Here is a 21,239-nt window from a genome sequence, read left to right on the forward strand (position 1 = left end):
CTAGTGTGCAGAAAGCTTTTCAAATCAATTGTCCAAATAGGGGTGCTGTTTATCCCCCAATTAGCGGAATCACGATGGGTATTCGCAATGAGCACCGGGATGCAATCCCCGGCCAAGGTGGATTAAAAACGACAGCAGCCACCGGGCCTTTGGTGACCCCAACCCAGGACATGGCGGAATTGCAGGAGATCGATCCCAAAGGCATCAAGCAGGCTGATCAAAAGCAAACCGTGCTGATCACGGGTCATGCGGGTTTCATCGGCTTTCACACCGCCAAGGCTTTGCTGGAACGGGGCGACAAAGTCATTGGTTTTGACAGCCTGAATACCCATTACGACACCCGTCTGAAACGCGAGCGCCTGGCCATGCTGGATGAGGTGGCCAAGCGGACTGGCGCAAAGTACCACAGTGTGAAAGCGGACTTGTGTGTGGGGCCGGAACTGATGGAGACGCTGGAGACTTACAAGGTACAACGGGTGATTCACCTGGCTGGGCAAACCGACAAATACCTGAGCAATTCCAGCCCGCAAGATTGCGTGCAAAACAACATCACCGCATTTGTGGCTTTGCTGGAGGCTTGCCGCCATTTTCGCATTCAACATTTAACGTATGCCAGTAGCCATGCCGTGTACGGTGCGGGTTTTCAGAAACCCATGAGTGAGCGCGACAGCGCCAATCACCCGCAGCGGCTGGATGCGGCCACCCAGCGTGCCTGTGAATTGTTGGCCCATTCTTACAGCCACCAGTTCAAACTGCCGACCACCGGGTTGCGCTTTTTCTCCGTGTATGGCCCTTGGGGGCGACCCGATTCGGTCTTGTTTGCCTTCGCCAAAAAAATCCTGGAAGGCAAACCCATTCAGATTTACAACGACGGTAGCAACACCCGCGATTTCACCTACATCACCGATTTGGTGGAAGGGGTGGTTCGCGCCAGTGACACACCGGCTGAGCCAGACCCTGCCTGGCTCACTGAAATGCCCAACCAGGCCACCAGCAGCGCCCCCTGGCGAGTGCTGAATATTGGCAACAATCAGCCGGTCTCGATTGAAGAGCTTATCGCGGCCCTGGAAAACGCGCTGAACACCCGTGCGGTGAAAGAATTCATCACGGGCCCCATCCTGGAAAAAAGCCAGAGCTGTGCAGACACCACGGCGTTGCAACGGGCCACATCCTTTCGACCCAACACCGCCCTGAGCGACGGTGTTCAGCAGTTCGTGGACTGGTTCAGGGCCTATCACCAGATTTAAACAATTTGACTTGAACCCAATGCCTCAAACGGCAACTCAAGGTGTGCTGCCCCTTCAATCCATCGGGCATTTTCTGGGTGCTCACCATGCCGTTTCGCCAACTGATGTCCTTTTGTAATCGTCGCGCCCCATCCCGAGGCGCACCACCCCCGGTACCTGAGAGGGGGGAAAATCCCCAGCGACCGATGGCAAGGTTTATCGGTACTGTGTCGAGGTTGTGGCGGCCGCAGATGTCGCCCGCAGTTCCCGGCAACCTGGACCCAGTTCCGCTGCCACTGCCCTGTCATCTGAATGGAAAGATGCGCTACCACCTTCTGGACACAGGTGGCATCAAGGCCTCCTCGGTGAACAAGCAGGAATACTCGATTGCGCTGGTGGAAACCCTCATCAACACCCGTTTTTGTATTGCCGGTTTAAACGGGCTGGGGCAAAAAATCGGCATGGACTTGCGCAGCAAAATAGACGAGAAAATATTCAGGTACGACAACCATCCGGTCAATATTGACAGCGCTTGCCTGTCGGCAAAGATACCGCGGTACCAAACCACTCGGGAAGCCCAATATCGGTTCAAGGTGTTGGAGGACAACCTGATTGAACTAAACCACGCCAGTCAGTCACTTCTTCAGGAGTTGCCGCAACTTGAGTTTACGTCGCCCCAGTTGGCCGCACGGGCTTTGTTGGCGGTATTGCCCCTGAACTTGTTGTCACCGTCGGCTTTCAAGGCGTGGGTTGACCATCGGCAACGCATGGGTATGCCATGGTCTTTGCTGGAGGGGCCAGGCACGGAGTCCATCAAACTCGACACGCTGGATGACTTGATCGATGTCGCCAGTGGCAGTCATGTCGACCCGAGCATGGATTGCCGAATTTCAGCGGCCGTGATGCACGACATTCATCCAACAACCGGTCCGTTTCGCGATGAGGCATGGGACCGTTCACAGCTCGGTGCCCCAACGCGGACAATCGACAGCACTCATCGCGATGTAGAGGGTTGGGGGCTGCTTCGCGAAGCCCACAGCAATGATGAAATGCTGGTGTACGAGGCGCGCCAGTGGAATCCTGGTCTTGTTATTTTGTTGCGCAGCCTCATTCCGCGAGATGGCAAACACTGGGCCGACCCCAAAAAAGACCAGGCAGTGATTGAAAAATTCAGGCGCGCAGCCCAAATTCAGAATCTAGCCGAGATCATGAACAGGGCTGATGAGGCGCAATTCAATGGTAGTCCCCGGTCTGCGGCTTCCATGCAAGGTGGCTTGATGTCCCTGTTCTTCAGGACGGTCAGTGACCACGATAGCGCCCTGAATCCAGAGTTTGTCATCGGGCAGTAACAATGCCAGAAGCCCGAATCAACAGGGCACACTCCGGAGACATCACCATGAAGTACCCTTCACGCTTGGGCATTGGCCTGTCCACAGGCCTGCTTTGCATTTCCCTCACCGGCTGCCTGGGTGGCGGCGACAGCGCATTGCTGGGCAGTGATCCATCAGGCAGCGGCACGCCCACCACGCCAACTGAAAATCCGAATCCCAATCCCAATCCGGTGCCTGTGGTGTTGACGGCCAACTCGGCCAACACCGACTTTGCCGGTACCAACCGTGAATTTGAGGCCCCAGCGTGTAGTCAAAATGCGGACAGTCCACGCGCTGGCGGCGGCACCTTCAGTGTGAACCTGCAATCGGCCAGTGGCTACAACATCGCATTCACGGTGTTCGAACCGGCGTCCTTCAATTGCAAACAGGGCAATCCACTGGTGCTGCATGGTCATGGTTATGGTGGTAGCCGCGAAACCACCGCGTCCGGTTTGCTCAAGCGCCTGGTGGACGCCGGTTCCGGCGTGATCAGCATCGACCAGCGCGGGTTTGGTGACAGTGGCGGCACCGTTCGAGTGATGGACCCTGACTTTGAAGGGCAAGACCTGTTGCAGATTCTGGATTGGGCGGAAACCCACCTAGACTGGCTGCGCTATGCCAACGACAAACCGGTGGGCAACAAAAAGCTGAACCTGGTCTTGGGTTCAACCGGCGGCAGCTATGGGGGTGGTTATCAGTTGTTGATCAACAACATCGACCCCAAGCAGCGGCTGGATGCCATGACACCGGACATCACCTGGAACGACCTGCGCTACAGTTTGAATCCCGGCGGTGCTTATGGCATCAAAGACTTCAAGCCCGCGGAGGGCGAAATCACGCCCCTTGGCACGGTCAAGTCGGGCTGGGCCTTGTTGCTGGTGGCGGGGGGTGAAAGTGGTTCGCTTCAGCCCAAACTGCAAGCCGGGCAGGTGCAAGCCCTGCAAACCAGCGGGCAGGACATGCTGATTCGCGAAACCCTGTTGCGCGGCTCGCTGGCCAACCGTTTCCCGGAAGGGGCCAAGGCGTTCTTCCGGTATCACAGCCCAAGCTACTGGTGCGATTCCGAAGTTCCTGGCGCGCAAACCTTCCTGCAACAAACAGTGACCGCCGGCCTGGCACCCAAAACGCCACCCGCGGTGGACGTGCTCTTTACCCAAGGTTTCCGCGACACGCTCTTTAACTTCAATGACGCCTGGCACAATGTGCAGTGTTATCGCCAATTGAAAGACAGCAAGGGCAAAGCGGCCGACGTTCGGCTATTGACCCACCAAAGCGGACACATCCTGCCCCTGTCGCCGTCCATGGTGCCCGGCCTGGCCGACCTGGCTGCCCAGGGTACGCAAAATGGCTTGAACGAGATTGAATTCCAGAAACCGGCAGGCCCATTTGCATGCGGCGCACTCAGCATTCAGGATGCCCAGTTCGCCTTCCTGGTGGAAAAGTTGTTCACCCCCAGCGAAGCGCAGGCCATTGCCAAAGTGGCCAACAACAAAGGCTTTGCTGAACTGGTTGCCAACAAAGGCAAAATTTGCGTCAGCCTGACTGACGATGTGGGCGCCAGCCAGGCCAGCCCGAATTCGTCGGTGTGGGTGGATGAGAACGTCTTCTTTGCAGCCAACGGCCCAAGCATGAAAGGCGGCAACACCAAGTCAGCCATTGCGCCAGTGACCATCGACTTCACGCCAGGGGCCGATCCCACGTCGGTGCTGTTGAGCTCGGCTGGCGGGCTGTTGCGGTACCCCTTTGCACCGGCTGTATTCCCGATCGATTTGCCCGCCGGTGTGAACACCCTGGCCGGTATCACCACCGGGACCCTGGAGATTGCACCACCAGCGGCGCCCCTGATGAACCCAGCCTGCAGCCAGTTGAACACGGGTATCAATACCTCACCGATCGGTCTGCTGGGGCTGGACCCGGGTTGTGACCCCATGTTGTTTGTGGGGCTGGGCGTCAACCGCAATGGTGCTTGGCGACTCATTGATGACCAGGTCACTCCCATCCGCGGTTTTGGCAAGCGCCATGTGGAATTGAACGGCGTGGCCGAGCGCCTGGCCGACGGTGAAAAGCTGGGCCTGCTGGTGTATGGCTATCACCCCCAATACTTGGGAACCGGTTCCCGGGACGGCTTGTCGCCCGTGGTGGCTTTGAAAGGTAGCCTGAACCTTCCAGTCCTGAAGTAATTGCATCGGTAGTTTCTTACATTATTTTGCAATCTTGCCCTGGTGTTGTAGTGAATTCACCACTGCACCGGGGCAAAGTTTTTAAGTGCTTCCCACATTGTTTATTCCGGTGATACATTTTTAGAACATTGCCTCTAACGCACTGGTTTGGAGGAACCAGCGCATGGCGGCAGTTCAATGACTCTAAAAATGATTAAAAACAGCGCCCCCAAGGGCGTGCAACGGAGGTGACATGTCCAAACTCGCGTCTTTTTCGCGTTCTCGTACCAGTGCGTCTGTGCGCAGCATGATTGCAGTGGGTCTTCTAACCGCAGCGGCTTTGCCGGCGCATGCGGAAAATTATCAAGTTGGTGACTATGACTTGACGGTGAACTCCACGGTGAGTGTGGGCAGTTCCTGGCGGGTGGAGGGGCGCGAACCCCGGTTGATTGGCGCAAACAACGGCATGGGTGGTCGGGGTGCCAGTACAACAACCGATGACGGCAACCTGAACTACGATGCCGGAGACCGTTTCTCGACGGTGATTAAGGGCATTCACGAATTTGAATTGAAAAAGGCGGATGACTACGGCTTTTTTACCCGGGTGAAGTGGTTTTATGACGATGCCCTGAATAATCGTGCAGTGGCCAAAGGCCATGCACCCAATGGATACATTCCCAACACCGAGCTGAACGACAGTAGTTTCAACCCCTACAGCCGCTTTGATGGCATTGATGTGCTGGACGCCTACGGATACAAAAACACGGACATCAATGGCATGCCGTTGTCGGTCCGCCTGGGCCGTCAAGTGATCGGGTGGGGTGAAAGTACGCTGATCTTCAGCCCGCTGAGCGGCATCAACACCCTGGATTTGTCAGCATTGCGACGCCCTGGTGTTGACCTGAAGGAAGCCTTCACCCCGTCGGAGCATCTCTACTTCAACCTTGGCCTGAATGACACCACCAGCCTGGAAGCGTTTTATCAGCTGAAGTGGCGCAAAACCGTGACGGAAGGCTGTGGTACCTACTTTGCCTCCAACGATATCGCAGGGGATGGTTGTAACTTTGTATCGGTGGGGCCTGACTCCAACGCCGCATTGACTGGTGGTGTGGGCGTATTCCGGACACTGGACGTTCAGCCCAAAAACAGCGGCCAATTTGGTGTGGCCTTGAGAAAGTACTCTACCGATTTGGGCGCAGAATTTGGCGCCTACTACACCCAATACCACAGCCGTTTGCCGATTATCAGCGCGGTCAAGCAAACCACAGCCAGCCCGTTTTCTGCAAAGTACCTGCTGGAGTATCCGGAAGACATCGGCGTTTTTGGTTTGAGTTTTGCAACCAATGTGGGCTCCTGGGCTTGGTCGGGGGAAGTGACATACTCGAAAGACGTGCCGCTGCAGTTGAACACCGCCGATCTGTTGCTTTCCGTATTGAACGCCGGTTACGGAAGCGCCTCTTATTTTGGTCAGCGGTATAACGCAGCCGCTGCTGGTCAAAAGGTCAGCGGTTTCGACACATTCGACGTCACCCAAATCCAAAGTTCGGTGATCAAACAGTTTGATCGGGTCTTGGGTGCCAGCCGCTACTTGTTCCTGGCTGAGGTGGGAGCAACCTTTGTATCGGGCCTGCCTGAGGCAAAAGGCGTCGCTGGTGCCGGTGGTATTGCTGGGGCAAGGTACGGACGTAGCCCCGTATTCGGTACGGCCAACGGCAGTTTGTCTGCGCCTGATGCGGTGTCTTCCGGCGGCTTTGTCACTGACTTTGCCTGGGGCTACCGTGCCCGTTTGACTGGCGAGTACCGCGATGCCCTCGGCTCCATCGACCTGTTCCCGCAAATTTCGTGGGCGCATGACGTCGACGGCTGGTCGCCCGAACCCGGTCAAGCCTTCAATGAGGGCCGGCAGGCGCTGGGCTTGGGATTGGGCTTTGAGTTTGATGCAAACACGAAGGCCTCCATTAACTACGTCAAGTTTGTGAATTCGGCCGCTTATGACGTGTTCCGCGACCGCGACTTCATCAGCTTGTCTGCCTCCTACTCTTTCTAAAAACCACAGAACTTCGCAGCCCACGGGCTGTGACCTCAAACCCGGCCTTGGCCGGGTTTTTTTACGCCAGCTGCTTTCCCAACAGCATCAGCAATGCTGCACTGCACGATCCTGTAAAAACTTGATACATTAGTGAAAATCACACCCAGCAATCACATTGAGGAGCAGGCGCATGCGTCGCGTGGTATTCAACCAAAAAGGTGGCGTGGGCAAGTCCACCATCACGGCCAACCTGGCTGCCATTGCGGCCAATGCGGGTCTTAAAACCCTCTTGATCGACCTGGACCCCCAGGGCAATAGCACCCAGTACATCACCGGGCAGGGGGGTGAGGCGCTGGAATACACCCTGGCCGACCTGTTTGACCAGGCCTTGAACTTCAAGATTCGACCCAAGCAAGCCAGTGAATTCATCAGCGAAACACCGTACGAAAACCTCGATGTGTTGGCCAGCCATCCCGCGCTGGAGGAGTTGCAGGTGAAGCTGGAAAGCCGTTACAAAATTTTCAAGCTGCGGGAGGCGCTGGACGAGCTGGGTGGACGGTACGACCGCATCTACATCGACACCCCGCCAGCGCTGAATTTTTTCTCCCGCTCTGCGCTCATCGCCGCCAACAGCGTGCTGGTGCCGTTCGATTGTGACGAGTTTTCACGCCGGGCCCTGTACAACCTGCTCGATTCTCTCAACGAAATTCGGGCTGACCACAACCCGGGCCTGGCCCTGGAAGGCATCGTGGTGAACCAGTTTCAGCCCCGAGCCAGCTTGCCGCAAAAGCTGGTGGCCGAGTTGCGCGAGGAAGGTTTGCCCGTGTTGCCCACCACGTTGTCATCGTCGGTCAAAATTCGCGAAAGCCACGAGGCCTCGCAGCCCATGATCCATTTCATGCCCACCCACAAACTGGCGCAGGAATTTATTGCCATGCATGAAGAACTTGAGCGCGCAGCGGTCAAGGCCGGTCGAAAGGCGGCATAAGCCGTCCACCATGGCAGGCCCCTGTCACGCGGTTGTCATGCGGCAGGGGCACACTGATGGCTTATTCAGCTCAACGTGATCGCCATGCGCGCAGCCATTCAACACCTTCACACTTTGGCCAGCCAACTGGGCCTGCGTGTCCAATCCATCCGTAGCCAGCGCCAGCAGCGCGTGTTTCAACGCAGGTTGGGCAAATTGATTTCCTACGGGTTGCGCTAAAACCGCGACCGTTCCCCCGTGTTCAAAACCCTGGGCCCTTCGCGCAGCCGCGTCTTCAGGGCGGTGGCCCGCTTGCTGGCCCATGCAGCCAGCCGCTTTGGCTGGTTGTCGGTGCGGTATCCAACCTTGTCATTGCAAGCGCGGCTGGACCAATTCAACGCGCTGAACCTCAGCCTTGAGCCGGGCACAGTCATTCGCTTCAACGATCATTTTGTTCCCTACGTCACAGCCCAAACCGATGCGCAAGCGGCCTACGCACTCGGATTGATCACCGAATTTCAGCGCGGTCCGCAGTTGCAGTTTCTCAAGCGTTTGGCGCAGGGGCGCCTGTCGGAAATGGGTGGGTCGGGCTTTGTGGACATGGACCACCTAATCCGCTTGCTGGACTTTGCCAAAGCCGCCCCCGCCATGTGGCAGGCCATGCCTGCCGACAGCCGGCAATGGGTTGAGCAATTTGTACTGGGATTGAATGCTGTGCAGACCAAACGCCCCCGCGGCGTGGATGAAAAGTTGCTGGGTATTCGGCCTGAGCCCTACACCCCACTGGACGTGTTACTGCTTGGGCGCCTGGCGGGTGCCGATGTCAATTGGTCCATTTACTTCTCCCTGATTGAACAACGCCACAACCATGATTTTGTGCACTGGTGGCGCAAGCTGCGGCAAGTGGGGGCCGGTGTGCTCACCAGCTTTGAGTTGCCCGAGTCTGCTACACAACCCACTGTGGCGCAGCGCCTGGCCGACTTCCTGTCCGAGTTGGGGCGCTCGGGTAGCAATGCCTTTGCCCTGTCGGCCCACAAAACCAGCACGGGCTTTCCACTGTTGATGAACGACCCCCACTTGGGTCAGCACCTGCCCAATGTCTGGATGTTGGTGGGCTTGCACAGCCCGTCTTATCAGTGCGTGGGGCTGATGTTTCCGGGGGTGCCCGTGTTGGGGCTTGGGCGGAACCCCGATGTGGCATGGGGCGGCACCAATCTGCGCGCGGCAGCGTCCGATTGTGTCCGCCTGAGTGACGACGATCAGGCCCACTGCACGGATGTCGATACCCGCATTCGTGTGCGTTTTTCCTGGTCCAGGCGTCGGCGTTTGCGCCACTCCCGTCATGGCCCGGTGCTGACCGATTGCCCCGCGTTGGGTCGCCTGTTTGGTCAGGAAACCCTGGCTTTGCGTTGGGCTGGCCATTGGGTCACCGATGAAGTCACCAGCTTTTTGCAAACCATGCGGGCTCACACCGTGAGCCAGGTGCATGCCGCCATGGCGGGTGTTGGCGTAACCCCTTTGAATGTGCTGGCTGCAGACCGGCATGGCAACATCGGCCATGTACTGGCCGCCACCTTGCCCCATCGGGATGGCTTTCCGGAAGAGGACTGGGTACTGAGCAGCGACTTGGCCACAGCCAGTTGGTCGCATCGTCGGTGTGCAAACGACTTTCCACAAATCATCAACCCAGCATCGGGTTATTTGGTATCGGCCAACAATCGGCCTGCCGATGCACCAGGCTTGGGTTTTCTGTTCAATGGGGATGACCGAGTTGCCCGTGCCCAGCAGCTGCTCAACGCCAAGGGCCGCTTGTCCACGGATGAGCTGCTGGCCATCCAGCGCGACGTTACTTCACCCAAGGCGGCCATGCTGGCCCGTCAGCTGGCGGACTACTGTGCCCCACACCTTCACCGCACCGACCACCTGGTGCTGTGCAAGGCAATCACACATTGGAATGGTCAATACAGTGCGGACAGCATGGCCGCCCTGCAAATGGAATTCTTGCTGACTGCCCTGGTTCGTCTGCTGGCCCGTCTGCGTTTGAAAGACAGCGTTCCCAGCCTGATGCATGAATGGACCTATCTCACCGATGGCTTGATGGAGGATCTCCAGGCCCTCACCTCGGCAGAGCGCGCGCAGCATGTGCCCGCCTGTGTGGACGAAGCATGTCGCATGGCGCAGCGTTGGCAAATGTGGGGCAACCTGCACAAAATTCGACCGCGCCATGTGTTGGGTTATCTGCCCATTCTGGGCAAGCTATTTTCTGCACGCTCCTTCCCGGCTTCTGGCTCGCGTGAAACACTCATGAAAAACGCCCATGGACTGATCACGGGTTTTGATGAGACCAGTTACGGTTCGCAAAGCCGCCATTGGTCCTGTTTGTCCCACCCGGATGCCAACCATTTCGTGCTCTTGGGTGGTCAGGACGGCTGGGTGGGTAGCCAGTTGCTGGTCGACCAAATCCCCCTGTGGCAAGCGGCACAAACCATCCAGATGCCCCTGTTGCCGCAGACGGTGGACACCCTCTTTACCCATCGCCTTGGCACGCTAGAATAAGCGTTCGCCTTCTCATTCATTCCCCAGCAGGACGGGCTTTTATGAAGACTGTGATCGTTAGCAGCCGCAAGGGTGGTGCCGGCAAAACCACATTGTCATTAAACCTGGCCACTGAGGCCGCCCAGCAAGGCAAACGCAAGGTGGCGTTGGTGGACCTCGATCCGCAGGGCTCTAGCCTGTTTTGGGCCAGTCTTCGGGATCGAGGGCACCCCACTGTCCTGAAAGGCAATTCAGTCGACGTGTTTCTTACCCTGGGCGAATTGGAAGACGAGGGCTACGACACCGTGTTTCTCGACATGCCACCGACTGACAAAAAATGGATACGCGAGTCGCTGGGGCAGGCCGACTTGGTCATGATTCCCACCAAGCCCAGTCCGCTGGACATTCACAGCGCCACCAGCACCCTGGAATGGGCGCAGGAGGCCGGTGCACGCGTGTCGTGGGTCATCAATGGCGCATCGCCCATCAGCAAGAACCCCGACATTGTGTTTGAGTTATTGAAAGCCACCCGCGTGCCCGTGTTCAAAACCATTGTTCATGAGCGGAGCGACTTCGTCACCAGTCTCAGCCGCGGTTTGTCGGTCAGTGAAGCCGCGCCCAGCTCCAAGGCGGCTGCTGAAGTGGCCGAACTGTGGCGCGAAGTCAAAAACGCGCTGGCACGCACCGCGGCGTAGGTTCAAGCACCGTCTGCACCAAAACAAGGCCTGTTTGCGCCATGGCAGGCCAAATTCTCAGGCACCGTTTTTGCTAAACAACGGGCAAATACCAATGCGTGAGGGGGTCATGACAACAGTGCTGGTGGTGGACCGCAACCAATCAAGCCGACAGCAGTTGAAACAGGAGCTGCTCGACACGGGTCAGTTTGCCCGCGTTACAGCCTGTGAAGGGCTGCAAGCGGCAGACCTTTACTTGCAACAAGGCAACACAGTGGATGTGATGCTGTGTGATTTGCCGGCAACAGCCCGTGCCCAGCAGGCCTTGGATCAACTTCGCAACAAACACCCAGCGCTGGGTGTGGTTTTTATCCAGGAGCGCGATCAGTGGATGGACAGCGTGGCACTCCGGAAGGCCGGGGCCGATGCGCAGGTGTTGCGCATGTCCTCGCCCATGGAGTTGATTGCCTGCGTGGCCAAAGCCTTGGTTGCACGCATTAAATCGGCCGGTAAACGGGCCAGTTCACAATAATTTGGGGATCCCCCTCTCTTTAGGGTTCAGATTTGTGAGCAATTGTTGCAGAATCGGGTTAACTCCCTGTCTGCAGTTGCACCATGCATGCTTTTGAAACGCGGCTGAACCGCAACCGACATGTTCGCCATCAATCGGGCGCCACCTACTTGCTGGCGCTTTTCATTCTGGGCATGACGATTGCCGCCTTTGGTGTGTTCGGCGTGGGGCAGGTGGTGTGGGAGCGCGAAGAAGTACAACGCATTGCCGACCTCACGGCCAAGGTGGCCGCCAGTCAGATCGACGACGCTGCCAATGGCTTTCAGGCTGCGCGGGACTACGCGTCCAAAAATGGTTTGAAAGCAGGTTCTGACCAGATCACCATCAACTGTGTGGTCAAGGGCACCAACAGCGCGTTGTCGGCCGGCAGTTGCCAGCAATCGGTGTTGGTCACGGTAACCCGAACCGTGCCCGCGGCTTTTCTCACCAACAAACCCGTCAAGGCCATCGCCGAGGCCACGGTGACACCATTCATCAGTGGCATTGTGGGTACCAATCTGCTGGCACTGAATACCCAGGGTTCGGCGTTATCGCCCCTGTTTTCGGCGTTGGGTACCCGCCTTAACCTCAATGCGGTGGGTTTTCAGCAATTGTTGACCTCGGATGCGCAAATTGATTTGCTTCAACTGGGCACGAAACTCAATGTGTTCCAGGCCGGCGATACCTTGAATTTGGACACGTTGCTGAATGCCAATGTAACGGCAGCAAAGGTGTTGAAAGCGGCGTTGAATGTGGCTGGTAACGGTGCGCCAAATGTGAGCATTCCAAACGGTGGTGAGCTAAACAACGTCACGTTCCAAATGAGCAAAATTCTCACCGGGCCTTCCACTGCAGTGGCCGGGGATCTCACCGGAGCCACGGTGAGCTTGGGCAATATTGCTTACACCACCGCCTTGGCTGCCGCCACCGGTATTCCTGCTGGCGTCATCCAAGTGAACATGGGCACGCTGCTGCGGATTTCCGTGCTGAGTCCTCCCCAAATGTTTGTTGCGAAAAAAAGCCTGAACAGTGGCGCTGTGTTGGCCTCGGCGAAAACCGAACAAATTTCCGTGTCGACCTCCATCAACAATTTGATGGACCTGACTGCAACCTCGGGTGGCGGGCGGGTGGACGTTAAAGGAATTGAATGCCGCCTTCCACAATCGGACTCGGCCACATTAGCCGACCTGTATTCCACACCGCTAACTGCAAGTCTCAGCATTCCCACAGTGGCCAATGTCAACACCAGCCTGGCCAGCGGGAGCGCTAGCAATGTGGAGTTTGCAGGCTATCCCGACCCCACTGTGTCTGGCTCGTACAGTTTTGAGGCCCAAAAAGGTTTGAATACCCTGTCAACAAATTTGACTGCGAATGTATTGGGTTTGAACTTGCCTATTCTATTGATCAATAATCCTTTGAAGGCAGCGCTGAACGTGGTCGGCAGCACTTTGGACACCGCACTGGATGTGATCGGTCTGGACGTCAACCGTGTCACTGTTCAGATCAATGGCATGGACTGTTTTTCAACGGCGGTTTTAACGCGCTGAGCATCGCTTGCGCTACACTGAAACTTCAACAACAAAAACAGCGAGATGTGAGACATGAGCAACCCAGCCCTGTGGCGTGCCCTCCAAGGTGGCCTCATCGCATTCTGGTTACTGGCCATTGTGGCCCCCGTCCTCCAGTTGAATCTGCCTTGGCTTGACACGCTGGCCATCCTCATTTTTGTGGCCCATGTGCTGGAAATCCCATTGGCGATGTCTCGCCTACGCCATTCGGGGGTATCCACGGCCCGCATCACCGTTCAAACATTGGTGTATGGCTTTACCTGGTGGTTGCCTGTTCAAAAAGGGATCATCAAGGGTTGACCGCAATTCAACCCGCAGCCATTGTTTTTGCAGTACCGCAGCACCCCGAACAAAAACACAACATGTCCCCAAGCGATGCGTACTCTTCAAGCAATGTTGATGGCAGCCGTCTTTCTGGCTGGCCAGGGCGCCCACGCCGCCGATGAGAATTCCGCCCCTGGCCCTTCGCCGGATGCGACACAGGTCGACACGGACCTGCCGGACTGGATGCAGCCCCGTGTTCGCGAAGTTCATTACGGCCTGAGCGAATTTGTTGACAGCACCTCCCGCAGTATTGACCGGTTTTTTGGCACCGACGACAGCTTGTTTGTCGACAACCAGTCGTATTTGCGCATTCGACAAGAGCTGGTGACCACTCGGGGCAATTCCGCCAGTGACCTGAGCGTGCGTTTCCGGCTGGATTTGCCCACTGCCAAACGCCGCATCCGTTTGCTGATCGAGAATGAGGCCGACGACCTGCTAGACCGTCAGACCGTCAATCGTCCCAACAGCGCAAACCGGTTTTTCGATCGTCAACTGGAAGGCAACAATTCCGGTTTGGGTCTGGAGCAACGCGGCACCGGCGATGGCATGGGCCGCTGGAAAAACAGTTTGGGGGCGGGTGTGCGGGTTCGCTCCAACCTGGACCCGTATGTGCGGGTAACCAGCCAGCGGCGTTTCGTGTTGGATGAGGAAGACCGGTGGGAGCTCAACAGCTTCAACCGACTGACCTATTTTGACAAACGGGGTTACGTGGCTCGGGTGTACTACGACCTCAACCACCCGCTGAACGAGGCGCAGTCGGTGCGCCTGGTCGGGCAGGCCGAATGGCAGGAAGAGCGTCATGCCACCGCCTTTTCACAAAGCCTGGAATACAACCAGGTGCTGGATTCTCGAACCGGGCTGCGCTATGCCGTGATCGCCCTGGGAGACACAGCGCGCCAGAAAAGCGTGTTCGACTATGTGCTGCAGGCGTATTGGCGGCGCGACATCCACAAGAAATTTATTTTTCTGGATGTGGTGCCCGAATGGCACATGCCCACTGAACCCAACATCAGCGATTACTGGGCCCTGATCTTCAGGCTGGAAGTATTTTTTGGGGGAAGGCTGGGAGAAGGGCGTTTTTCAAGCTCAAAACTGCAATGAGTGAGCAGAAAGGAAAGGAGGGTGGTGGCCGAGGACAGAATCGAACTGCCGACACAAGGATTTTCAATCCTCTGCTCTACCGACTGAGCTACTCGGCCACGCTTTCCCGGTGTGTGTTGGCTAGGCCATCCATCACCGAAGCCCGCAAGTTTATCTGAAACTTTTCCAAGAAGCAAACCGGGCGTGCAAAATCGCGGTACGATGTTCACGTTTCGTTGATCGGCACGCCATGCCGCGTGTTGCCAAATACCATGATTGCCCCGGCCAGCCCCACTGCCCAGCTTGTACAACACCCCGACGCGGCCATCATTGGCTGCGGCGTGGTGGGTTTGGTCGCTGCCCTGGTGTTGGCGTCGCAGGGCTTCAAGGTGGCGGTGGTGGGGCGCAAGCCACCCCAGTTTGTGCCCAACCCAGACCAACGCTTCGACCCTCGGGTGTTTGCGCTGTCTCACCGCAGCCAGCGCCTACTCGACAAGCTGCGCGTGTGGGACAACATTCCCAGTGAAAAGGTGCAGCCCGTCACCGACATGCAAATCTGGGGCGACTCTTCCGGGGATAACCAGGGTGAGTTGCGGTTTTCCGCCAGCGACACGGGGGTGGACACCCTGACCTGGATCATCGAGCAAAGCAGCCTGTTTGACGCCCTGTTTGCGGCCATGCGCTACCAGCCCGCCATTGAGTGGATCGATTCCAAAGTGGAAGGGCTGTCGCGTGAGCGTGACGGCGCCTGGGCCGTGGTCTCCAACCTGAAAACCGTGCGGACTGGCTTGCTGATTGCGGCCGATGGTGCCCAAAGCGAGACACGTCGCCAGGCTGGGCTTGACTTTGAACTGGACGATTACAGTGCAGAGGGGGTGGTTACCACGTTCGCCATCGAAAAGCCGCACCACGGCTGCGCGCGCCAATGGTTTGTGGGTGACTCCATTCTGGCCATGTTGCCCTTGCCAGGGCCTTATGTGTCCATGGTCTGGTCCATGCCCCTGCATGAGTCTCAGGCCTTCCTCCAACTGCCCGCCGACGCCATGGCCCGCCGGGTGACTGATGTGTCCAGCGGTGCGGTCAAAAACCTGTATGGCGACCTCATCGCCTGTGGCAAAACCTACGCTTTTCCGCTCAAACATGGTGTGGCACCCGTGTGGTTTGACCAAGGGGTTGTGCTGATGGGCGATGCAGCCCATGTGGTGCATCCTTTGGCAGGGCAGGGCCTGAATTTGGGACTGGAGGATGTGGCAGAACTGGCGCAATTATTATCGTCACGTAAACGTTTATTGGCCGTGCAGCGTTTGGGTTTGGCCGATGAACAACTCTGGCGTGCCTGGGAGCGACGCCGCAAAGCGGCTTGTGCACCCGTTCACATCATTACCGATGGTCTGCACACCTTGTTCCGGCTGGATTTGCCGGGTGCCGCCTTTGTGCGCAACAAGGGCATGCAACTGGTCAACCAAATTCCCATGCTCAAACGCTGGTTGTCTCAGCAGGCCATGCGTTAATGTCGGGAATTGAACAAATTGCCGCTGCTGCGGTCCTAAAAACACTCAGACTTTATCCAATCATCATGAATCGACTGTTTTCCGCCTCTCACCAGCGCATCCTGTCACGCAGTGCCGCGGCTGTTGTTTTGTCCATGGGTGTGCTGGCCATGAACGTGGTCCAGGCCTCTCCGGCCACCAAAGCCCAGGTCGACCGCATCACCGCCGCCATGAATGAGTCCTTGGGCGCCTCGGGCGTCAAGGTTCTGTCGGTGGAAAAGGTGGACTACATCGACGGACTGTTTGAAGTGGTGGTGAACCACAGTGGCAGCAAGAAAATTGTGTACACCAATGCCAGCGGTAGTCACATGATTTTGGGGGATCTCATGGAGAGCAAGTCCATGAGCAACCTGACCGAAGCCAAGATGGACAAGCTCAATGCCATCAATTTTGAAAAAGACCTGCCAGTGAACCTGGCATTGAAAACCGTGCATGGCAACGGTGCGCGCAAAATCGCCGTGTTTGAAGACCCCAACTGTGGTTATTGCAAACGCTTCCGCAAAGAGGCCCTGAGCAAACTGCAGGACACCACGGTGTACACCTTTGTGTTTCCGGTTCTGGGTAAGGATTCCCTGGACAAGGCTCAAAAGGTGATGTGTGCAGACAACAAGGCCAAAATGTGGGACGACTGGATGATGAATGATCAAGCCCCCAGCGGCAAGGCCGATTGCAATCCGCCCATCAACGACCTGGTGGCCTTGGGCCGCAGCATGGGCGTCAGTGGCACACCCACCATTTTCTTCCAGGACGGAACCCGCGCCAGTGGTGCCATTCCCGCGTCGGAACTGAATCGTCGGGTGGCTTTGGCATCCCGACCCAAATAAATCAACTTGGGCAGCACCATGACTCGCAGTGAAGCAGCACCACGCTCGGGCCGTCGTTTAACCATCGGCCGGCTGGCGCTGGCCATTCTATTGCTGGGTTTGATTGGGGGTGGCGTGTGGTATGCAACGCACCGCAGTGCAGGCTCCAACCCGGGCTCATCGGGTGAGCCTGGTTCCAGCAGAAAGACCGGGGGTTTTGGTGGTGGGCCAGGCGGTATGGACCGCCCGCAACCTGTGTCTGCCCTTGAAGTTCAGCAACGCGATGTTCGCATTCTCGTCAATGCCATAGGCACAGCCACACCGCGTAGTTTGGTGACGGTTCGCTCCCGCGTGGATGGTGAATTGCTCAAACTGCATTTCAAAGAAGGGCAAATGGTCCGTGAAGGCCAGTTGCTGGCCGAAATCGACCCACGGTCGTTCAAGGCGCAGGTGGCGCAAGTCAAAGGCCAGTTGATGCGCGACCAGGCCCAATTGGAGAACGCTCGGCTTGACCTGAAGCGTTATCAGGATTTGTTGTCGCAAGACTCGATCGCCAAACAGCAGGTGGACACGCAGGCTGCCTTGGTTCGGCAACTGGAAGGTACGGTGCAAACCGACCAAGGCCAGTTGGACAATGCGCAACTGCAATTGCAATACACCCGCATTACCGCACCCATTTCAGGCCGCATTGGTTTGCGTCAGGTGGACCCGGGCAATCAGGTGAAGGCGTCCGACGCCAATGGCCTGACCAGCATTGCGCAGCTCGATCCCATGACCGTGTTGTTCACGGTTTCCGAGGCCCAACTGCCCAATGTGGTGTCCCGCTTTCAAGACGGCAAGCCCATGGATGTCGAGGCTTGGGACCGCGAGTTTCGCAACCCCTTGGCGCAAGGCAAGCTGGTCACCATTGATAACCAGATTGACCCCGCCACTGGCACGCTCAAGTTGCGGGCCGAGTTCCCCAACAAGAACACGGCACTCTTCCCCAACCAGTTTGTAAATATCCGGCTGGTGTTGGGCGTTCAGCCCCAGGCTTTGGTGGTCAACAACGGCGCCATTTTGCGGGGCTCCAAAGGCAACTTTGTGTACAAAGTGCAGGCTAACAACACAGTGTCCATGGTGCCGGTCAAGCTGGGTTATGTGGAGGGCGACTACACCGCGGTGGAGGGTGAACTCAAACCCGGCGACCAGGTGGTCAGCGACGGCACTGACAAACTCAAGGACGGTGCCAAAGTCGAAGTGATCAAGCCGGGTGCTGCAACGCCTTCGGCGGGTAACAAGCAAAAACGTGGCAAGGGTCACAAACCCGAGCAGTAAGGCGGGGCAACCATGAACCCCTCGCGCCTCTTCATTCTGCGGCCTGTGGCCACCTCGCTCCTCATGCTGGCCATTGTGCTGGTCGGCCTCATTGCCTACCGCTTGTTGCCAGTGGCTGCTCTGCCCGAGGTGGATTACCCCACGATTCAGGTCACAGCCTTGTATCCCGGTGCCAGCCCCGAGGTGGTTACATCATCCATTACAGCACCGCTGGAACGGCAATTCGGCCAAATGCCCGGTCTGTCGCAAATGTCCTCCAGCAGCTCGGGTGGGGCGTCGGTCATCACCTTGCGCTTCGACCTCAATTTGAGTCTGGATGTGGCAGAGCAAGAGGTGCAGGCGGCCATCAATGCAGCGTCCAACCTGTTGCCGTCTGACCTGCCGTTGCCCCCGGTGTACAGCAAGGTCAACCCGGCCGATGCACCCATTCTCACGCTGGCCGTCACCTCGCCCACCCTGCCTGTGACGCGCATGTACGACCTGGTTGAAACCCGGGTGGCGATGAAAATTTCCCAAATTCCTGGTGTGGGTTTGGTGAGCATTGCGGGGGGCAAGCGCCCAGCTGTTCGCATTCAGGTCAACACCGAAGCCTTGAACAGCCTGGGTTTGTCCATGGATGCCCTGCGCACAGCCATTGGCGCCACCAATGTGAACATTTCCAAAGGCGGCTTTGATGGCCCGCTGCGGGCCTCCACCATTGATGCCAACGACCAACTGAAAACTGCCCAAGAGTACGGGCAGGTGGTGATTGCCTACAAAAACGGTGCGCCGGTGCGCCTGGCCGATGTGGCGACCTTGGTGGATGGTGCCGAAAACGCCCGCCTGGCTGCTTGGGCCAACACGCAGGAAGCGGTGATCCTGAATATTCAGCGCCAACCGGGCGCCAATGTGATTGATGTGGCCGAGAAAGTGAAAAAGGCCTTGCCACAGCTCAAAGATGGCTTGCCGTCTTCTGTGAATGTGGATGTGCTGAGCGACCGCACCAACACCATTCGGGCCTCGGTGGCTGATGTGCAAATTGAACTGCTGATTGCGGTGGCCCTGGTTATTTTGGTCATCTTCCTGTTTTTGCGCAGTGCCAGTGCCACCCTCATTCCGAGTTTGGCAGTGCCGGTGTCGCTAATTGGTACGTTTGCCGTGATGTACCAAATCGGTTTTTCGTTGAACAACCTCACCTTGATGGCCATGGTGATTTCCACCGGTTTTGTGGTGGACGATGCCATTGTCATGATTGAAAACTGCGCCCGCTATGTGGAAGAGGGCATGCAGCCCATGGAAGCGGCGCTTAAGGGGGCCAAGCAAATCGGTTTCACGATTGTGTCGCTGACTGTGTCGCTGATTGCGGTGCTCATTCCGCTGCTCTTCATGGGCGATGTGGTGGGTCGCCTCTTTCATGAATTTGCCATCACCCTCACCATTGCCATTCTCATTTCTGCCGTGGTGTCGCTCACCCTCACACCCATGATGTGCGCCCGTCTGCTCAAGCACACGCCTGAAAACGAGCAAGGTGCTTTCTACAAAAAAACCGGGGCATTCTTTGACCGTCTGATTGAGCGCTATTCCGTGGGGCTGGTGTGGGTGTTGAAGCACCGCACCACCACCCTGCTGGCTGCTTTGGCCACACTGCTGCTCACCGTGCTGTTGTATGTGTTCATTCCCAAGGGCTTCTTTCCGGTGCAGGACACAGGCATCATCCAGGGCATCACCGTGGCACCGCAATCGGTGTCATTTGCGGCCATGTCTGAACGCCAACAACGCTTGGCAGAGGTCATTCTGAAAGACCCCGCGGTGCTCAGCCTCACCTCCTTCATCGGCGTGGATGGCACCAACACCACACTCAACTCGGGTCGCATTCAGATTGCACTCAAACCCCTGGAAGAGCGGACCGATCGGGTTGAGGCGATTATTCGGCGCATCAACGATGCCGTGAAATCCGTGTCGGGTATTGAGTTGTACATGCAGCCTGTGCAAGACCTCACCATTGAAGGCAATGTGTCCCGCACTCAATACCAATTCACCCTGACCACGCCAAGCCTGGATACCTTGAGTGACTGGGTGCCGCGTTTGGTGGAGGCTTTGCGGCAGCAAACCCAACTGCGCGATGTGGCGTCTGACCTGCAAGACCAAGGTCTGCAGGCCTATGTCAATATTGACCGCGTGGCAGCCGGGCGTTTGGGTGTTACCGTGTCGGCCATCGACAACGCGCTGTACAACGCATTTGGTCAACGGCTCATCTCCACCATCTTCACACAGTCCAACCAGTACCGTGTCATTCTGGAACGGCAGACGGACCCGGATGAGGGCCTGGATGCATTGGCCAACATTTACGTGCCCGGTGCCAACAATACGCAAGTGCCGTTGTCGTCGGTGGCCCGCATTGAAGAACGCCCGACTGCACTGGCCATCAACCACATTGCCCAGTTTCCCTCGGCCACGGTGTCGTTCAACTTGGCACCCGGTGTGTCGCTGGGTGAAGCGGTCGAGGTTATCCGGTCTGTTCAACAATCCATGGGTTTGCCGGTGTCGATTGAAACAGGTTTTCAAGGAGCGGCCAAAGCCTTTGAGTCATCGTTGAGCAACACCGTGTTGTTGATCTTGGCCGCCTTGGTCACGGTCTACATTGTGCTGGGTGTGCTGTATGAAAGTTTTATTCACCCGCTCACCATTTTGTCCACCCTGCCTTCCGCTGGTGTGGGTGCATTGCTCGCCTTGTGGGCCACCGGTTCCGGGCTGGACATCATCGGCATCATCGGCATTATTTTGCTGATTGGCATCGTCAAGAAAAACGCCATCATGATGATCGACTTTGCGCTGGACGCTGAGCGCAACGAAGGCCTGTCGCCTGAGGAGGCCATCTACCAAGCTTGCCTGCTGCGCTTCCGGCCCATTCTGATGACCACCATGGCCGCGTTGTTGGGCGCAGTGCCCTTGATGTTGGGCACCGGCTTTGGGGCTGAATTGCGTCAGCCACTGGGCTACGCCTTGGTGGGTGGTTTGTTGCTCAGCCAGTTGCTCACGCTCTACACCACGCCAGTGATTTACCTGGCGCTGGATCGCTGGGCAAAACGCGAGCGGGTTGAGGGCTGA

General features: G+C 57.2%; 16 protein-coding genes and 1 tRNA gene. 16 read left to right on the forward strand and 1 reads right to left on the reverse strand.

Annotation, left to right across the window (positions count from 1 at the left end):
* Positions 1-74 precede the first annotated feature (74 nt).
* The 12 genes from NQT62_RS14140 to NQT62_RS14195 all read left to right on the forward strand — a co-directional run bounded on the left by NQT62_RS14140 (position 75) and on the right by NQT62_RS14195 (position 14,503).
* On the forward strand, positions 75-1,247 hold the full coding sequence (locus NQT62_RS14140; protein WP_256765384.1) for an NAD-dependent epimerase/dehydratase family protein: 1,173 nt from the start codon (positions 75-77) through the stop codon (positions 1,245-1,247).
* 230 nt (positions 1,248-1,477) lie between these two features.
* The gene (locus tag NQT62_RS14145) at positions 1,478-2,575 is read left to right on the forward strand and encodes a hypothetical protein (protein ID WP_256765385.1); all 1,098 of its coding nucleotides are present in this window, start codon (positions 1,478-1,480) and stop codon (positions 2,573-2,575) included.
* 47 nt (positions 2,576-2,622) lie between these two features.
* The gene (locus tag NQT62_RS14150) at positions 2,623-4,776 is read left to right on the forward strand and encodes an alpha/beta hydrolase (protein ID WP_256765386.1); all 2,154 of its coding nucleotides are present in this window, start codon (positions 2,623-2,625) and stop codon (positions 4,774-4,776) included.
* Positions 4,777-5,008: 232 nt separating this feature from the next.
* Complete coding sequence (locus tag NQT62_RS14155; RefSeq protein WP_256765387.1) at positions 5,009-6,802, forward strand: DUF1302 domain-containing protein; 1,794 nt, start codon at positions 5,009-5,011, stop codon at positions 6,800-6,802.
* 172 nt (positions 6,803-6,974) lie between these two features.
* Entirely contained in the window at positions 6,975-7,772 is a 798-nt protein-coding gene (locus tag NQT62_RS14160) for a ParA family protein (protein WP_256765388.1), read from the forward strand.
* Positions 7,773-7,856: 84 nt separating this feature from the next.
* Complete coding sequence (locus NQT62_RS14165; RefSeq protein WP_256765389.1) at positions 7,857-7,991, forward strand: hypothetical protein; 135 nt, start codon at positions 7,857-7,859, stop codon at positions 7,989-7,991.
* Between the two features lie 18 nt (positions 7,992-8,009).
* Complete coding sequence (locus tag NQT62_RS14170; protein WP_256765390.1) at positions 8,010-10,307, forward strand: penicillin acylase family protein; 2,298 nt, start codon at positions 8,010-8,012, stop codon at positions 10,305-10,307.
* 41 nt (positions 10,308-10,348) lie between these two features.
* Entirely contained in the window at positions 10,349-10,981 is a 633-nt protein-coding gene (locus NQT62_RS14175) for an AAA family ATPase (RefSeq protein WP_256765391.1), read from the forward strand.
* Between the two features lie 109 nt (positions 10,982-11,090).
* Positions 11,091-11,492 (forward strand): response regulator, encoded by a 402-nt coding sequence (locus tag NQT62_RS14180; protein WP_256765392.1) that lies wholly within the window; start codon positions 11,091-11,093, stop codon positions 11,490-11,492.
* An 83-nt stretch (positions 11,493-11,575) separates the two neighbouring features.
* Positions 11,576-13,057 carry a pilus assembly protein TadG-related protein gene (locus NQT62_RS14185; RefSeq protein WP_256765393.1) on the forward strand — a complete coding sequence of 494 codons (1,482 nt, stop codon included), beginning with the start codon at positions 11,576-11,578 and terminating at the stop codon, positions 13,055-13,057.
* Between the two features lie 54 nt (positions 13,058-13,111).
* The gene (locus NQT62_RS14190; RefSeq protein ID WP_256765394.1) at positions 13,112-13,378 is read left to right on the forward strand and encodes a hypothetical protein; all 267 of its coding nucleotides are present in this window, start codon (positions 13,112-13,114) and stop codon (positions 13,376-13,378) included.
* 99 nt (positions 13,379-13,477) lie between these two features.
* A complete protein-coding gene (locus NQT62_RS14195; RefSeq protein ID WP_256765395.1) occupies positions 13,478-14,503 on the forward strand; it encodes a hypothetical protein in 1,026 nt (341 codons plus the stop codon).
* Positions 14,504-14,525: 22 nt separating this feature from the next.
* Here the strand turns inward: NQT62_RS14195 and NQT62_RS14200 are convergent.
* Positions 14,526-14,601 (reverse strand) — tRNA-Phe (locus NQT62_RS14200).
* 153 nt (positions 14,602-14,754) lie between these two features.
* Between NQT62_RS14200 and NQT62_RS14205 the strand changes: the two genes are divergently transcribed.
* The 4 genes from NQT62_RS14205 to NQT62_RS14220 all read left to right on the forward strand — a co-directional run bounded on the left by NQT62_RS14205 (position 14,755) and on the right by NQT62_RS14220 (position 21,239).
* Positions 14,755-15,993, forward strand: coding sequence for an FAD-dependent monooxygenase (locus NQT62_RS14205; RefSeq protein WP_256765396.1), 1,239 nt, complete (start codon positions 14,755-14,757; stop codon positions 15,991-15,993).
* 65 nt (positions 15,994-16,058) lie between these two features.
* On the forward strand, positions 16,059-16,856 hold the full coding sequence (locus tag NQT62_RS14210; RefSeq protein WP_256765397.1) for a DsbC family protein: 798 nt from the start codon (positions 16,059-16,061) through the stop codon (positions 16,854-16,856).
* Between the two features lie 18 nt (positions 16,857-16,874).
* Positions 16,875-18,152, forward strand: a complete 1,278-nt coding sequence (locus tag NQT62_RS14215; protein ID WP_256765398.1) for an MdtA/MuxA family multidrug efflux RND transporter periplasmic adaptor subunit — start codon at positions 16,875-16,877, stop codon at positions 18,150-18,152.
* 12 nt (positions 18,153-18,164) lie between these two features.
* On the forward strand, positions 18,165-21,239 hold the full coding sequence (locus tag NQT62_RS14220) for an MdtB/MuxB family multidrug efflux RND transporter permease subunit (protein WP_256765399.1): 3,075 nt from the start codon (positions 18,165-18,167) through the stop codon (positions 21,237-21,239).

Origin of the sequence: Limnobacter humi (assembly GCF_024518835.1) — a bacterium.
Lineage (GTDB): Bacteria > Pseudomonadota > Gammaproteobacteria > Burkholderiales > Burkholderiaceae_B > Limnobacter > Limnobacter humi.

What these genes read in the sequence shown, in the direction of transcription:
- NQT62_RS14150 (WP_256765386.1), top strand. Translation starts at nt 2,623, where the DNA reads ATGAAGTACCCTTCACGCTTGGGCATTGGCCTGTCCACAGGCCTGCTT.
- NQT62_RS14220 (WP_256765399.1), top strand. Translation starts at nt 18,165, where the DNA reads ATGAACCCCTCGCGCCTCTTCATTCTGCGGCCTGTGGCCACCTCGCTC.
- NQT62_RS14180 (WP_256765392.1), top strand. Translation starts at nt 11,091, where the DNA reads ATGACAACAGTGCTGGTGGTGGACCGCAACCAATCAAGCCGACAGCAG.
- NQT62_RS14140 (WP_256765384.1), top strand. Translation starts at nt 75, where the DNA reads ATGGGTATTCGCAATGAGCACCGGGATGCAATCCCCGGCCAAGGTGGA.
- NQT62_RS14195 (WP_256765395.1), top strand. Translation starts at nt 13,478, where the DNA reads ATGGCAGCCGTCTTTCTGGCTGGCCAGGGCGCCCACGCCGCCGATGAG.
- NQT62_RS14205 (WP_256765396.1), top strand. Translation starts at nt 14,755, where the DNA reads ATGATTGCCCCGGCCAGCCCCACTGCCCAGCTTGTACAACACCCCGAC.
- NQT62_RS14155 (WP_256765387.1), top strand. Translation starts at nt 5,009, where the DNA reads ATGTCCAAACTCGCGTCTTTTTCGCGTTCTCGTACCAGTGCGTCTGTG.
- NQT62_RS14190 (WP_256765394.1), top strand. Translation starts at nt 13,112, where the DNA reads ATGAGCAACCCAGCCCTGTGGCGTGCCCTCCAAGGTGGCCTCATCGCA.
- NQT62_RS14185 (WP_256765393.1), top strand. Translation starts at nt 11,576, where the DNA reads ATGCATGCTTTTGAAACGCGGCTGAACCGCAACCGACATGTTCGCCAT.
- NQT62_RS14215 (WP_256765398.1), top strand. Translation starts at nt 16,875, where the DNA reads ATGACTCGCAGTGAAGCAGCACCACGCTCGGGCCGTCGTTTAACCATC.
- NQT62_RS14210 (WP_256765397.1), top strand. Translation starts at nt 16,059, where the DNA reads ATGAATCGACTGTTTTCCGCCTCTCACCAGCGCATCCTGTCACGCAGT.
- NQT62_RS14145 (WP_256765385.1), top strand. Translation starts at nt 1,478, where the DNA reads ATGTCGCCCGCAGTTCCCGGCAACCTGGACCCAGTTCCGCTGCCACTG.
- NQT62_RS14165 (WP_256765389.1), top strand. Translation starts at nt 7,857, where the DNA reads ATGCGCGCAGCCATTCAACACCTTCACACTTTGGCCAGCCAACTGGGC.
- NQT62_RS14175 (WP_256765391.1), top strand. Translation starts at nt 10,349, where the DNA reads ATGAAGACTGTGATCGTTAGCAGCCGCAAGGGTGGTGCCGGCAAAACC.
- NQT62_RS14160 (WP_256765388.1), top strand. Translation starts at nt 6,975, where the DNA reads ATGCGTCGCGTGGTATTCAACCAAAAAGGTGGCGTGGGCAAGTCCACC.